This window comes from Reyranella soli, assembly GCF_007992495.1.
Lineage (GTDB): Bacteria > Pseudomonadota > Alphaproteobacteria > Reyranellales > Reyranellaceae > Reyranella > Reyranella soli.
In genome coordinates this window covers 152,434-166,528 of the sequence record NZ_BKAJ01000032.1, presented here as the reverse complement: position 1 = coordinate 166,528, position 14,095 = coordinate 152,434, and the positions used below count along the sequence as shown (strand labels likewise).

The window sequence follows — 14,095 nt, the reverse complement described above, 5'->3', positions numbered from 1 at the left end:
CGATGGCCATCGCCGTTCAGTGCGAGCGGATCACCGTACGCTTCACCACGGAGCGCGGCACGGTCACAGCGCTGGAAAACATCGATCTCACGATCCCGCGCGGCAGCTTCCTCACCCTGCTCGGCCCCTCGGGTTGCGGCAAGTCGACCTTGCTGCGGGTGATGGCCGACCTGATCGAGCCCACCGGCGGACGGATCTCCGTGCTGGACGATGCGCCCGCGACCGCGCGGCAGAACCGCGAGATCGGCTTCGTCTTCCAGGACGCCGCTCTCCTGCCGTGGCGCACCGTGCTCGAGAACGTCACGCTGCCGCTCGAAGTGGGCGGCGGCAAGGCCCTGCCCGGCGCGCGCTCGCCGCAGGACCTGCTGACCCTGGTCGGCCTTACCGGCTGGGAGCAGGCCTATCCGCATGAGCTGTCGGGCGGCATGCGCCAGCGCGTGGCAATCGCCCGCGCCCTGGTCTCGGGCCCGCGGCTGCTGCTGATGGACGAGCCGTTTGGCGCCCTCGACGAAATCACCCGCGATCGCCTGAACGAGGAACTGCTGCAGGTCTGGGAATCGACCGGAACCACGATCGTGTTCGTCACCCATTCGATCTACGAGGCGGCTTTCCTCGGCCAGAAGGTGCTGCTGCTGGCGGCCCGGCCGGGCCGGGTGCGAGAGCTGGTGCCGGTCACCCTGCCGACGCCGCGGCGGCTGGCGATGCGCGAGACGCCGGAGTTCGTGGCCCTCGCCGGCCATTTGCGCCGCGTGCTGGAGACCTGCTGATGGCGAACCAGGCCGAACCGGTCACCATGGCCACCGCCTTCGCCGAGGACGCCGAGGCGCAGGCGCGCTTCCGCGCCCACAAGCGCTATCTCGCTTGGCGCGGCCGCCTGCTGCCGGTCGCCGCAGTGGCCATCTTCCTGCTGCTGTGGTGGCAGGCGGTCGAGATCTTCGACATCCAACCGTTCATCGCGCCCTCGCCGGTGGCGGTGGCCAAAGTGCTCTACGATCGCTTCGACATGCTGATGGCCAATCTGCTGCCGACGGCGATCGAGGCCGTCTCAGGCTTCATCCTGGGCAACCTGGCCGCCATCACGCTCGCCACCGCCTTCGTCTATCGCAAGACCATGGAAGAGGCGCTGTTCCCCATCGCCGTGATGGTCAACACCATCCCGGTCGTCGCCAAGGCGCCGATCCTGGTGCTGCTGCTGGGCAATGGGATGGAACCCAAGATCGCCATAGCCGCCATCATCTGCTTCTTCCCGACGCTCGTGAACATGACGCGCGGCCTGCGCGACGTGCGCGCCGAGCAGCTCGAGCTGATGCGCATCCTGTCGGCCACGCCGCGCGAGGTCTTCCTGCGCATCCGCGTGCCCAACGCGCTCCCCTACCTGTTCTCCGCGCTGAAGATCGCCGCGTCCACCGCCGTGATCGGCGCCATCGTCGGCGAGTGGATCGGATCGACCAAGGGCATCGGCGCGCTGATCATCCAGTCGACCTACAATTTCGATTCGCCGTTGCTCTACGCCACCATCGTCGTCGGCTCGACTTTCTCGGCCCTGTTCTTCGGCGTCATCTCGCTCGCCGAGAAGCGCCTGCTGCGCTGGAACGTAGCGCACAACGCCTGATCCCCTCATCAGCCAAGGAGGCCTCATGACCTCGACCCCCCAGTTCATCAGCGAGCCGGCCGGCCAAGCGCCCGTCGCTGCGGTATCCGATCTCGTGGTCGTCGGCGGCGGCCCGGCCGGGATCGCCGCGGCGCTGGCCGGCGCGCGCAACGGCCTCAGCGTCACCTTGCTCGAGCGCTACCCGTATCTTGGCGGCCTCGCCTCCGGCGGCATGGTCCTGGTGCTCGACGACATGTGCAATGGCCAGGAGATCGCCGTGCGCGGCCTCTGTGCCGACCTCATCGCGCGGCTGGAGCGGCTTGGGCTCGCGGTGACACCGCCTGAAGCCGATCGCCGGTCCGATGCCGCTATGTGGCACAAATGGTCGCGTTGGGGCGTGTTCGATTTCACCTCGCACCTGAAGCCGCAGCCCATCGTCTATGCCGCGGCCTTCGATCCCGACGGCTTCAAGCGCGTGTCCAACGACATGATCGCCGAGGCCAAGGTCAATCTGCGCCTGCATAGCTGGTTCAGCCGCGCCATCGTCGAGGATGGCGTGATCAAGGGCGTCGTCTGCGAGAGCAAGGAAGGCCGCCAGGCGATCCTCGGCAAGATCGTCGTCGACGCCACCGGCGATCTCGACGTCGCCGCCTCGGCCGGCGCGCCGTTCATCGAAGGCGCCTACATCGTCACCACCGTGTTTCGCCTGGGCGGCGTCGAGGTCGAGGCGGCCGAGCGCTTCGAATACGAGGAGCCCGAGGCGTTCAAGGCGATCGACCGCGAGGCCAAGCGCCTGATCGGCGGCTCGTGGGACAAGTGGTGGCTGAAGACGCCGCTGCCCGGCGTCGTCTGGTGCAACTGCCCGCACATGGCCAACTACGACGGCCTCAAGGTCGACGACCTCACGCGCGCCGACTTCGAGGGCCGCAAGCGGATCGCCAAGCTGGTCGATTATCTGCACGAGAAGATGCCAGGCTTCCGCGACTGCTTCGTGGTCGACGTGGCGCCCCAGCTCGGCATCCGCCAGACCCGGCTGCTCGAGGGCCTCTATGTCGTGACCAAGGAGGACGTGACCGAACGCCGGCACTTCGCCGACAGCGTGGCGCGCGGCCGCGACTACTACACGCCCTACCGCGCGCTGCTGCCGCGCGAGATCAAGGGCCTGATCGTCGCCGGCCGGCATTATTCAGCGACCTCGTCGGCCCAGCGCATGTCGCGCGAGATCCCGCCCTGCATGGCGATGGGCGAGGCCGCGGGCGAAGCGGCGGCGCTGGCGCTGGAAGGCGATGTCGCGCTCGACCGCGTCGACGTCGGCAAGCTGCAGGCTCGCCTGCGCGACCGCGGCGCCGATCCGGGAGACCGACCGGCAGCCAACGCCACCGTCCTGAGGGCCGCCGAATGACTGCCGCCCAGCCCCTCACCGGCATAAAAGTGCTCGATTTCACGCAGGTCATGATGGGACCGTGCGCCACGCAAATGCTCGCCGACTACGGCGCCGACGTCGTCAAGATCGAGCGGCCAGGCGCGGGCGACCTGTCAAGGACGTCGCTGGCCGACGATCCGGATGGGCTCAACAATCCAGTGTTCAGAAGCCTCAACCGCAACAAGCGCTCGATCGCCCTCGACCTGCGCGGCGAGGCCGGCAAGGCGGTCGTCTATGATCTGGTGAAGACCGCCGACGTGGTGGTGAACAATTTCCGCGCCGGCGTCATGGACCGCATGGGCTTCGGCTACGAGGCGCTCTCCAAGATAAACCCACGCATCATCTGCGCCTTCGGTTCGGGCTTCGGCCAGAGCGGACCGCTGTCGCACAAGGGCGGCCAGGACATCCTGGCCCAGGCGCTGAGCGGCGTGATGGCGCGCAAGCCCGACCAAAGTCTGCCGACGTCGGTCTATGCCACGGCGCTGGCGGACTATTCGGCCGGAATGCATCTCGTGCAGGGCATTCTTCTCGCCCTGATGCAGCGTGAGAAGACCGGCGTCGGGCAGGCCCTCTCGGTGTCGCTCTACGATTCCATGCTCGCCATGCAGATGCAGGAAGCAGCGATGTGGCTGCAGCGCAAGCGCGAGCTGAACTGGGGCGCCTTCCCGCTAACCGGCGTGTTCGTGACCACCGACGGCGCGCTGGTGATCGTCGGCGCCTTCAAGGCCAATCCGCTGCAGGACATCTGCCGCGCGCTGGGCTTGCCCGACCTGTCGGCTGACCAGAACTACGCCACCTTCGCCAAGCAGGTGGAGAACAAGGCAGAACTGCACCGCCTGTTCCGCAGCAAGCTCTCGACCGACACGACGGCACACTGGCTCGCCAGGCTCGAAGAGCAGGATCTCCTGTGCGCGCCGGTGCAGACCCTGGGCGAGGCGCTGTCGTCGGATCAGACCGCCGCGAACAACATGATCGTGTCGCTCGACGCCAACGGCAGCGGCCGCAACGAGCCGCTGAAGCTGGTCGCCTCGCCGATCACCATGGACGCCTCGGCGTTCCGGCTGCGCCATGCGCCGCCAAGCCTCGGCGAGCATGGTTCGGAGATCCTGGGCGAGCTGGGCTACGCGCCCGACCGCATCGCCGAGCTGCGCAAGGGCAAGGTGCTTTCATGACCATCCGCTTTGCCGTGGAGAACCACGTCGCGCGCGTCACGATCGACCGCCCCGACCGCATGAACGCCATCGACGAGGCGTCCGAAGCCGAGCTGATGCACATCTGGTCGGCTATAGAACGCGACGAACAGGTGCGCTGCGTCGTTCTCACCGGCGCCGGCGAGCGCGCCTTCTGCACCGGCGCCGACATGAAGCAGAGCGGCAACAAGACCGGACTGGAATACTGGGCAGCGGCGCGGCCCGGCGGCTTCGGCGGCCTGGCGTTGCGCGATACCCTCGATGTCCCGGTGATCGCCCGCGTCAACGGCCACGCCCTGGGCGGCGGCATGGAGATGGTGCTGGGCTGCGATATCGTCGTCGCCGCCGAGAATGCCAGCTTCGGCTTGCCCGAACCGCGCGTTGGGCGGCTGGCGCTGGACGGCGGAATCGCCATCCTGCCGCGGCGCATCCCGCACGTCTGGGCGATGGGCATGCTGCTGACCGGCCGGCGCGTGCCGGCGGCAGAGGCGCTGCGCCTCGGCCTGGTCAACGAAGTCGTGCCTCCGGCCGATCTCGACGCAGCGGTCGAGCGTTGGCTTGCCGACGTCCTTGCCTGCGCGCCGCTCTCGGTCAAGGCGATCAAGCAGATGGTGCGCAGCGGCGCCGGCCTCTCGCCGCGAGAGGCACAGCAGCTGCGCCTGCCCGCTCTGGTCGCTGCCCTCCAGTCGACGGATCAGGATGAAGGCGTGCAGGCGTTCATCGAGAAGCGCCCGCCGCAGTGGCAGGGCCGCTAATGACCTATGTCGTCACCTCGACCTGCATCGACGTGAAGGACGGCATCTGCCAGAAAGTCTGCCCCGTAGAATGCATCTACGAGGGCGGCCGCATGATGTACATCCAGCCCGACGAGTGCATCAATTGCGGCATCTGCGTCTCGGTCTGCCCGGTGCAGGCGATCTATGAGGATGCCGACGTGCCGGCTGCGGAGCAGGCCTTCATTGCCGCCAACGTCGAATTCTTCGGAGCCGGGGTCACCGGTTGGGGAAGTCCCGGCGGCATTACCCTTGACCACGTCAGCAAGCTCGACGCTCCCCTCGTCGGGGCCTTTCGCGTCGGCAAACCCTGAAGCAGCCCACTTGCAGACCCGGTTGTCGGCGCTGACGCCGACCTGGACGATGCGCGGCTTGTCGACCCCGGCCACGCCGACATACTTGAAGATGCGATTGTCGATCTCGCGCTTCTGAGCCGGCTGCACTGGCTCCCTTCATCATCACGGCGAGTCTAGTCATTGGCATGGCGGCGGCGCGCAAGCCATCGCCAGGGCTGGCGTACCCACGCCTGAAGCGTCCTTCGTCGCTTGAGCCTCGACAATGCCGACCGATAGACTGGCGATTCGGTGTTGGGCCGGCACAGCTCTTCCATGATCTCGATGGCCTGCTCGAGCTGGCCGGCCTTCTCGTGAGCCAGACTGCGCAGATACTGCGTACGTCCCGGCTCCGCCCTTGTAGTTCTGTCCAATGCGTCCAGGGCTACTTCCGGAAATCCTGCCTCAATGGCTATCTCAGCAAGAGCGTGAAGTGTCCCCGAGTGCGTTGGCGTGCGCGCTGCTGCCTGAGATATGAGGCGATACCGCTCCTTGCGATTGCGCGCGCGCAATGCACGCACAACATGAAATTGCGGCGACTCTTCTCGTCGACGGTTAACTTCCGCGAGGAAAGGCTCGGGGACGAACCTCTCATAACAGACCTCGATAGCAATCCGATGAAGTAAATCCAGTTCGGAGAGGAAGCTGGTGCTTGGATGACCGCTTCCGGGCAGAGGCACAGCGACGACGTTTGTGATCGTGTGGAGAAGCCCTGCGTGAGCACAATCGTAGTCATCCGATGGATCATACAATACGATGGCTTGCCTGACGGCATTGTTCCCGTGCTCGTGCAGAAACCGAACCTCTTTGACATGCTTCCGCCAACGTCCATCGTAAGGCCGCTGCGAAGGATCAAGTGTGAACTGAGGTGACAGGGCAAGGGCTACATGGGCTCCAGCCCATCCTCCGTACCGTATTGCTGCATATCCGCCCATGCTCGACCCATAAGCAACGACGTGCTCATAGGTCGCCGTCACTTCCGCTATCTGCGAGCACAATTGCGGAAGCTCCGGGTACTGATACCCTTGATTTCCTCCGGGGATTACATGAATGGCATCTATTCGAGATTTGCGGAAGGAACCCTGCTCGAAGCCGGGACGACCCAGTGAGCGATTGTCATCGAACGGTGAAAACGTCACAACGCATCGATCAGCCGACATGCCCAGCACGGCACGCGCCACCAACTGCGCACTCCTAAAAATCTCGAAAACCTGGGGTGCACCTGACATACGATCCGATCTCACCCAAAAAAGCCAGCCAACCATAGCGCACGCGCCTTGGCTCTCTGAACCTTTCCGCTTGTCGTACGCGGCACGGCGCCGGGCGCCACGATGACGGCCTTATGCACTGCAAGACCATGATCCAGCGCGACCGCTTCACGGACAGCCGCCTCAAGCTCGCCCGGCGAGGCCAGCCGGAGCAGGCGGTGATCGGCCTCTTGTACCACGACGACCGCCGACTCGTTGCGACCCGCAGGTGCGACGAAAGCCGCACCGAGTTGTTGCCCGAATGCGGCATGCCCCTCCTGTACGGAGAGCTCGATGTCCTGTGGGTAATAGTTCTGTCCGCGCACGACAATCAGGTCCTTCAACCGCCCTGTGACGAAAAGTTCGCCGCGCGCGTCGAGGAATCCCAAATCTCCAGTCCGCAACCATCCCCCGTCTTCACCCTCGACGCAGGCATTGAAGTTCGTGGCGGTGGCCTCGGCATTCTCCCAATAACCTGCCGCGATGTGTGGGCCGCGCACCCAGATTTCGCCCTCAATGCCGGCGGCCTGCCTGGAGCAGGTGTCGGGATGCACCACCGCGACTTCCTCGCCGTCAAGGGCGCTCCCACAGCTTACGAGCGACCTGTTACCGACCCTGCACTCGAGTACGGGACCATTGCGATCGGTCTTGCCTGAAATGATGACAGTGGCTTCGGCCATCCCGTAGCAGGGAAAGAGCGCGCGTCGGTCGAAACCGAATGGGGCGAAAGCGGTCGCGAACCGGTCGAGAGTCGCCGACCGGATGGGCTCGGCGCCATTGAACGCCACTCGCCAGGACGACAGGTCGATTCCCTCAACGGGACGATTCCGCAGGTAGTCGACGCAATGGTCATAGCCGAAATTGGGACACCCGGCGACGTCTACCCGATGGTCGGAGATCACCTTCAGCCAGGCTAACGGCCGCTGCATGAATGACAACGGAGCCATCAGAATGCAACGACCGCCGACGAACAAAGCATGCAACGCATTCGCCACCAATCCCATGTCATGGAACAACGGAACCCAGCACGCGAAAGTCGAAGCGCTCGATGTACCAAAGGACTTCCGCATCATGGAGAGATTGCTGAGAAGATTGGCGTGACTGACCATCACGCCCTTTGGCGCTGAAGTGGAACCGGAGGTGTATTGCAAAATGGCAATATCGATCGGCGTGGGCGTGAAGTTCGCTGCTATTGCGGTGTATTCGGCGTCGGCATCGGTCACCAACCAGGTGCGTCCTTGCCACTGTGGGCGGTCGGCGAGGCCGGCGCTCAGACGGGTTACCAGAGCTTTTGTCGTGAGAACAAAATGCGGCGTGCAGTTCTGGATGATGGCATCCGCCGAATCGCGCGATGCAAGTCGGCGCGGTAGCGCCATGGGCACGGCAATGACCCCTGCAAGCATGCAGCCGAGCAATGCCACCATGAAGTCGAGACCCGGAGAGAAGATGAGCGCGGCTCGTTTGCCGCGGCCATCCAATACCTGTAGCTGCGCGGCGAGCGCAGTTGATCTTGCGGCCAAACTACCAAAGGTCAGCCGGTTGTCGATCTTCGTTTCGCGCGTGGCGAACTCGAAAGCTGGAGCGTCCGGCGTTCGTTCGGCCAAATGAAGGAGCCGTCGACCGATATTCACTGCGGCGGCTTCCACTCTTGGCCCCGGGTCAGGTTGAAGGCATAGGCAGCAAGTGAATCGATCGTGAACAGCCGGTCAACGACATCAGGATCGAGCTCGACCTGCAACGCATCTTCCAATGCGATCATGAGGTGCGTGGCCGTAGCGGAGTCCACGCCGAGTCGAGAGAAGTTCTGCTTCGAATCGATTTCCTCGATCGGACGATCGAGGACTTGGGCCAGCTCGGCTCGCACCCACTGAACTACTTCATTCAGATTTTCCAAAGGTGGCCCCAAGTATGTAAGATTGCGACGATGCTACGGCGTACACGCCGGCATCGTCCAGAGCCGTACCGCCTGGCCGGCATGCGAATGCCCACCGACGTGCCTGCCCTCTCGCTCGGAGAGGAGCCCAGCAATGGAAAATCGATCGGCTTCGCCTTGGTGTGGCGGCGGTTCGAGATTTCTGATCTGCCGGCGACACTGGGTCATGGCGACGGCCTTGCCGGCGCACTCATGCGCTGCACGATCAAGCCCCGGGAAGGCTCGCGTATGCCGGCGATTCGGGAGGACGACGCCTGATCTAGCGACAGGCCAGGTTATCGGCGCTGACGCCGACCTGGACGATGCGCGGCTTGTCGACCCCGGCCACGCCGACATACTTGAAGACGCGGTTGTCGATCTCGCGCTTCTGCGCTGGTTGCACCACCACCGTCGCCGTGCCGGCGATCAGCCGCCAGAAGGCCGAAGCCTGCGGCTGCGTGGCCGGATCGCGATTGAAAGTGAAATCGATGCCGGTGTTGGTGAGATAGGCACGGCCGTTGGAATCGGTGATCCAGAACTCCTCGATCGGCGAGCTCGCGGCAATGTCCTTCAGCGCGGCGTTGATCTCGGCCGGCTTCATGCCGGCCTTCTCGGCGGCAGCGACGTAGTTGGCCGCCAGCAGCGCCTGGCCGATCATGTATTTGCCGATGGTGGCTTCGCAATCCGCCGCGTTTGCCGATCCATCTCCGCCGGCGAGCAGGCCGACAACAAGGCTCGAGAGGCAAACGAATCGCGCAAGCTTCATCATGACGGCTGGATCACATGGGTTGGTGAACAGAGTCTTCTGGACCGCGCGCATCCTGCGCGCTCATGATCATGAGCGCGCAGTCCGGAAGAGCATGAGGTTACTTGCGCTCGATCAGCTCGATCTTGTAACCGTCCGGATCCTCGACGAAGGCGATCACGGTTGTGCCGAACTTCACCGGCCCGGGTGCGCGCGTGACCTTGCCGCCGGCCTTGGCGACCTCGGCGCACATCCCGGCGACGTCGGGAACGCCGACCGCGAGATGGCCGAAGCCCGACCCGAGCTCGTAGGGCTCATGGCCATAGTTGTAGGTGAGCTCGACGGCACAGTGTTCACTCTCGTCGCCGTAGCCGACGAAGGCCAGCGTGTACTTGCCCTCGGGCACGTCGCGCTTGCGCAGAAGCTTCATGCCCATCGGGCCGGTATAGAAGGCGATCGACTTGTCGAGATCGTGCACCCGGATCATCGTGTGCAGCATGCGGGCGTTGGTTACGGCGTCGGGCATCGTCCCCTCCTCTATCTGATCATGGCGGCGAAGGTCGCCTCGGCCGAGACCTTGCCTTCGACAATCCCCTTGCCGGAGAACCTCCAGACATTGGCCCGGCTCTGGATCTTCTCGACATGCAGCTCCAGGCGGTCGCCGGGCACGACCGGCCGGCGAAAGCGCACGTCGTCGATCGACATGAAATAGACCAGCTTGCCGTCGGCCTCCTGGCCGAGGCTCGACATGACCAGCACGGCGGCGGTCTGGGCCATGGCCTCGATGATCAGCACGCCCGGCATCACCGGCTCGGACGGAAAGTGGCCCTGGAAGAAGGGCTCGTTGATGCTGACGTTCTTGATGCCGATGGCGCTGCTGTCGAGCCGCATCTCGGTTACCCGGTCGACCATCAGCATGGGATAGCGGTGCGGGATCAGCTGCAGGATCCGCTTGATGTCGGCGACGGTCGCCGTCGTGGTCCCCGCCATGCTGGTCTTGTCGGTTTGCATGTTCATCCTGGCGCCATTCCCCCAATCAGAAGCGCGTGCCGAAGCTGAAGCGGATGGCCTCCGTCTTGTCCCAAGGGTCCTGCTGCAGCGGGAAGGCGTAGTCTATACGGATCGGCCCAAAGGGCGAAATCCATTGGACGCCGACGCCGGTCGAAATGCGCATGGTATTGCTGGTCAGCACCGTGTTGCTGTAGATCGCCGGCCCGCCCAGACCCCACAGCGAGCCGACATCCACGAAGGCCTTGCCGAAGATGCCGATTTCCTTGGGCAGGCCCAGCGGGAAGCTGAGCTCGGTCGTGGCGGTATAGAAGTAGGTGCCGCCCAACGCGTCGGCAGTGATCGAATCGCGTGGTCCGATGCCACCGACCGCGAAGCCGCGCAGCGTATCGCCGCCAATGAAGAACAGGTTGTTCAGCCTGAGCGAGGAGGCGTTGTAGGGCAGCACCATGCCGGCCGAGCCGCCGATCGAGGCGACGACGTCCTCGAAGATGCTCTGGTAGTAAACCGCATCGGCCGTCGTTCGATAGTACTGCTCGGTGCCGATCAGCCCCGCCACTGCCATCGAGTTGCGCAGCAGGAAGCCCTTGGTCGTGTTGAGGCGGGTGTCGCGGGTGTCCCAGGCGAGGGTCTCGGAGACCTCGTTGACGACCGAGGTGCCGGCGTTGAGCTGCACGATGGTCGAGGCCCAGGGCTGCACGTTGTAGATGTCGGTCTGGCGCAGCGTGTAGCGGACGTTCTGCCGCAAGTGCTCGGTATAGGCCCAGCCGGCGCGCAGCGCGAAGCCGATGCTGCGGTCGCTGTACGAGGCCACCGCCTGGCGGTCGTTGGAGGTGCGGAAGATGTCGAAGCCTGCCGCCATCGGGCGGTCCAGGAAGTAAGGCTCGGTGAAGCTCAAGTCGATCAAGGTGCTCAAGGTACCGATCGACACGCCGAGCCGCAGTTCCTGGCCCTTGCCGAGCAGGTTGCGCTCCTTGATCGCGATGTCGCCCAGTACGCCCGATGTCGTCGAGAAGCCGGCGCCGAACGAGATATCGCCGGTGCTCTGCTCGACCACCTGGACCTCGAGGTTGGTCTTGTCCGGCGCCGAGCCGGGCTGTGCGGAGATGTCGACCTTCTCGAAGAAGCCGAGGTTCTTCAGGCGCTGCTGGCTGCGCCGCACCTTGGCGGTCGAAAAGGCATCGCCCTCGGCCAGGCGGAACTCGCGGCGGATCACCTTGTCCAGCGTGCGCGTGTTGCCCGAGATGTTGATGCGCTCGACGTAGACGCGCGGACCTTCCTGGATCTCGAAGGTGACGTCGACGGTGAGATTGTCCTTGTTGCGCCGGATGTTGGGGCGCACCTCGACGAAGGCGTAGCCCAGCGAACCAACGATGTCCTGCAGCGCCGTCACCGACTTCTCGACCTCGTCGGCGTCGTACCACTCGCCTTCCGACATGGTCAGGTAACTCTGCAGCACGTCGACATCGAGGCCCTGGAAGCGAGTCGACACCTCGACCTTGCCGAACTTGTAGCGGTCGCCCTCGCTGATTGTGAAGGTGATGAAGAAGCCTTCGCGATTGGGCGCGAGTTCGGCCACCGCCGACACGACGCGGAAGTCGGCGTAGCCCTCCGAGAGGTAGAACTTGCGCAGCAGCTCGCGATCGAGATTGAGGCGATCGGGATCGTAGCGGTCGTCGGATGACAGGAAGCGGTACCAGGCGCTCTCGCTGGTCCTGATCTTGCCGCGCAGCGTGCCGTCGCTGAACGCCTCGTTGCCGACGAAGCTGATGCGCTGCACGCCGGTGACGTCGCCTTCGTTGATCTCGAACACGAGATCGACGCGGCCCTGGTCGAGCTTGATGACCTTGGGTTCGACCGAGGCGTTGTAGCGGCCGCTGCGCCGATAGATCGTCAGGATGCGTTCGACGTCGGCCTGCACACGGGCGCGCGTGAAGACCTGGCGCGGCTTGGACTGCACCTCGTCGCGCAGCTTGTCGTCCTCGATCTTGCGGTTACCTTCGAAGGCGACGCGATTGATGATGGGGTTTTCCACGACCTTCACGACCAGGGTCGAGCCCTGCATCTCGATCGTGACGTCGGAAAAAAGGCCGGTGCCGAACAGCGCCTTCAGCGACCGGTCGGCAGCCGCATGATCGTAGGGTTGCCCTTCCTTGAGCTGCAGGTAGGAGCGGATGGTCTCCGGCTCGGCACGCACATTGCCCTGGATCTGCACGCCCGTGATCGTGCCGCCAGCGGGCGCAGCGGCGGGCCCACGCTGCGCATGCGCCGCCGTGCCGAACGTCAGAATTGCCGCAACGGCCAGAACAGCCCAACGAACGATCAATCTCACCCCGGGCATCTCCCAGACGACCTGCCGGCCAGTTTCAGGACCGCAATTTCATAAACCGGCAATACGCACTTAGCTACCCCTTTGTCCCCGGTTGTCCGCAGCCCGGAGATCGCGTCACGTGACCGCAGCAAAGGCTTACGTGAACATGCGCAGGATCTGCTTTATGTCGTTAAAGGTCGCCAGCAGCGCGAGACCGATCACCAAGCTGAAGCCTACCTTCAGACCGAGTTCCTGTGCACGTAGGCTGAGCGGTTTGCCGCGCACAGCTTCGTAGAGATACATCGCCAGGTGACCGCCATCGAGCATCGGCACCGGCAAGAGATTGAAGATGCCCAGCACGACCGACAAGGCAATGACAAGATTGAGAATACCCGCCCACCCGGCATAGGACGCCTCGCCCGCCGCCTTGGCGATGCGGATCGGTCCGCCCAATTCATCCACAGGCCGAGCCGCGGTCAGGATCTGACCCATCGACGTATAGAACATCGAGGTCATGCCCCACACGGCGCGCACGCCGGCGCCCATCGCGCCGAGCAGGCCATGGTTGCGGACCTCGGTGACGTTCGCCGGACGGATGCGCAGGCGGCCGATCGTGTATTCCTTGCCGGCGCAGTCGACGGCCTTGTCGGCGATCGGGGTGACGACCGCTTCGCCGCGCTTGCCGTCGCGATCGTAGGCGATGGTGACGGGGCTGCCGGCGCGATCGCCGATCAGTTCCGGAATACGCGAGAAGTAGTCGACCGGCTTGCCGTCGATCTCCATCAGCAGGTCGCCGACTTTGAGCCCAGCCGCCTCGGCGGGGCTTTCGGCCGTGAAGCCGCCGACCACGGGCCGGACCAGCTGGTCCAGGCCGTAATCGCCGAGCCGCATGGTGTTGCTGAACCGGTCGGTTCGCTCGCAGTACTTCGGAGCGATCACGCCCTTCAGCAGCTGGTTGCCGCGTCGATACTCGACGGGCATCGGCTTGCTGAGATGGAGGAACTGCGCCTCGGTGATATCCTCGTAACGGTTGACCCGGCTGTCCCCCAACCGCACGACCTCATCGCCGGTGCGAAGGCCCGCCTTCGCTGCCGGCCCGTCGACCTGCACGGCAACCGTGGTCGGCGTATAGGGCTCGCCCGCGACGAAGAAAACGGCGGTCAGCACCACGAAGGCGAAGATAAGATTCGCCAGCGGCCCGCCCAGCACGACGGCGGCGCGGGCATAGAGTGGCTGGCTGAAGAAGGCGCGCTTTTGCTGCTCGGGCGTCAGCGGCTCGCCCGAGGGTGTTGCGCTCGTCGCATCGCTGTCGCCGAGGAACTTCACGTAGCCGCCAAGCGGCACGGCAGAGATCTTCCAGCGCGTGCCGTTGCGGTCGGTCCAGCCGATCAGCTCGGGTCCGAAGCCGATGGAAAAGACTTCAGCATGAATGCCGAAGCGGCGACCCACCCAGTAATGGCCGTACTCGTGGACGAACACGAGAAGCGTCAGGACCAGGACGAAGTACGGCAGGTAGGTCGTGAACAGCGACATGGTTCAGTACACCACGAATTTCTTTTCACT

At 64.5% G+C, this 14,095-nt stretch carries 15 protein-coding genes; 7 read left to right on the top strand and 8 right to left on the bottom strand.

What is annotated here, in order from left to right; all coding sequences use genetic code 11:
• Positions 1-2: 2 nt before the first annotated feature.
• Genes RSO01_RS10225 through RSO01_RS10200 form a run of 6 tightly spaced genes read left to right on the top strand, consistent with a single transcriptional unit; the run spans position 3 to position 5,291 of the window.
• Positions 3-767, top strand: coding sequence for an ABC transporter ATP-binding protein (locus RSO01_RS10225; protein WP_147148831.1), 765 nt, complete (start codon positions 3-5; stop codon positions 765-767).
• Complete coding sequence (locus RSO01_RS10220; protein ID WP_147148829.1) at positions 767-1,612, top strand: ABC transporter permease; 846 nt, start codon at positions 767-769, stop codon at positions 1,610-1,612. The genes RSO01_RS10225 and RSO01_RS10220 overlap by 1 nt, the downstream gene beginning before the upstream one ends.
• A 25-nt stretch (positions 1,613-1,637) precedes the next feature.
• Entirely contained in the window at positions 1,638-2,993 is a 1,356-nt protein-coding gene (locus tag RSO01_RS10215) for an FAD-dependent oxidoreductase (protein WP_147148827.1), read from the top strand.
• Complete coding sequence (locus tag RSO01_RS10210) at positions 2,990-4,186, top strand: CaiB/BaiF CoA transferase family protein (protein ID WP_147148825.1); 1,197 nt, start codon at positions 2,990-2,992, stop codon at positions 4,184-4,186. Before RSO01_RS10215 ends, RSO01_RS10210 begins: the two co-directional genes overlap by 4 nt.
• Positions 4,183-4,959, top strand: a complete 777-nt coding sequence (locus RSO01_RS10205) for an enoyl-CoA hydratase-related protein (RefSeq protein WP_147148823.1) — start codon at positions 4,183-4,185, stop codon at positions 4,957-4,959. The genes RSO01_RS10210 and RSO01_RS10205 overlap by 4 nt, the downstream gene beginning before the upstream one ends.
• Complete coding sequence (locus RSO01_RS10200) at positions 4,959-5,291, top strand: ferredoxin family protein (RefSeq protein ID WP_147148821.1); 333 nt, start codon at positions 4,959-4,961, stop codon at positions 5,289-5,291. Before RSO01_RS10205 ends, RSO01_RS10200 begins: the two co-directional genes overlap by 1 nt.
• Before the next feature lie 155 nt (positions 5,292-5,446).
• Here RSO01_RS10200 and RSO01_RS10195 read toward each other — a convergent pair whose 3' ends face one another.
• From RSO01_RS10195 to RSO01_RS10185, 3 genes are read right to left on the bottom strand one after another with little or no spacing between them, the layout of a single operon-like run.
• A complete protein-coding gene (locus RSO01_RS10195; RefSeq protein WP_147148819.1) occupies positions 5,447-6,490 on the bottom strand; it encodes a tetratricopeptide repeat protein in 1,044 nt (347 codons plus the stop codon).
• 59 nt (positions 6,491-6,549) lie between these two features.
• Positions 6,550-8,202, bottom strand: coding sequence for a fatty acyl-AMP ligase (locus RSO01_RS10190; protein WP_147148816.1), 1,653 nt, complete (start codon positions 8,200-8,202; stop codon positions 6,550-6,552).
• Positions 8,184-8,450: an acyl carrier protein gene (locus RSO01_RS10185; protein WP_170302968.1), complete on the bottom strand. Its 267-nt coding sequence runs from the start codon at positions 8,448-8,450 to the stop codon at positions 8,184-8,186. The genes RSO01_RS10190 and RSO01_RS10185 overlap by 19 nt, the downstream gene beginning before the upstream one ends.
• A gap of 87 nt (positions 8,451-8,537) precedes the next feature.
• Between RSO01_RS10185 and RSO01_RS10180 the strand changes: the two genes are divergently transcribed.
• Positions 8,538-8,747: a hypothetical protein gene (locus RSO01_RS10180; protein ID WP_147148812.1), complete on the top strand. Its 210-nt coding sequence runs from the start codon at positions 8,538-8,540 to the stop codon at positions 8,745-8,747.
• A 1-nt stretch (position 8,748) separates the two neighbouring features.
• Here RSO01_RS10180 and RSO01_RS10175 read toward each other — a convergent pair whose 3' ends face one another.
• The 5 genes from RSO01_RS10175 to rseP all read right to left on the bottom strand — a co-directional run bounded on the left by RSO01_RS10175 (position 8,749) and on the right by rseP (position 14,065).
• Positions 8,749-9,237 carry a hypothetical protein gene (locus tag RSO01_RS10175; RefSeq protein ID WP_147148810.1) on the bottom strand — a complete coding sequence of 163 codons (489 nt, stop codon included), beginning with the start codon at positions 9,235-9,237 and terminating at the stop codon, positions 8,749-8,751.
• Positions 9,238-9,334: 97 nt separating this feature from the next.
• Entirely contained in the window at positions 9,335-9,739 is a 405-nt protein-coding gene (gloA, locus tag RSO01_RS10170) for a lactoylglutathione lyase (protein ID WP_147148808.1), read from the bottom strand.
• A gap of 11 nt (positions 9,740-9,750) precedes the next feature.
• Positions 9,751-10,230, bottom strand: coding sequence for a 3-hydroxyacyl-ACP dehydratase FabZ (gene fabZ / locus RSO01_RS10165; RefSeq protein WP_147148806.1), 480 nt, complete (start codon positions 10,228-10,230; stop codon positions 9,751-9,753).
• A gap of 19 nt (positions 10,231-10,249) precedes the next feature.
• The gene (bamA, locus tag RSO01_RS10160; RefSeq protein WP_218037300.1) at positions 10,250-12,553 is read right to left on the bottom strand and encodes an outer membrane protein assembly factor BamA; all 2,304 of its coding nucleotides are present in this window, start codon (positions 12,551-12,553) and stop codon (positions 10,250-10,252) included.
• A 135-nt stretch (positions 12,554-12,688) separates the two neighbouring features.
• A complete protein-coding gene (gene rseP / locus RSO01_RS10155) occupies positions 12,689-14,065 on the bottom strand; it encodes an RIP metalloprotease RseP (RefSeq protein ID WP_147148803.1) in 1,377 nt (458 codons plus the stop codon).
• Positions 14,066-14,095: the final 30 nt, after the last annotated feature.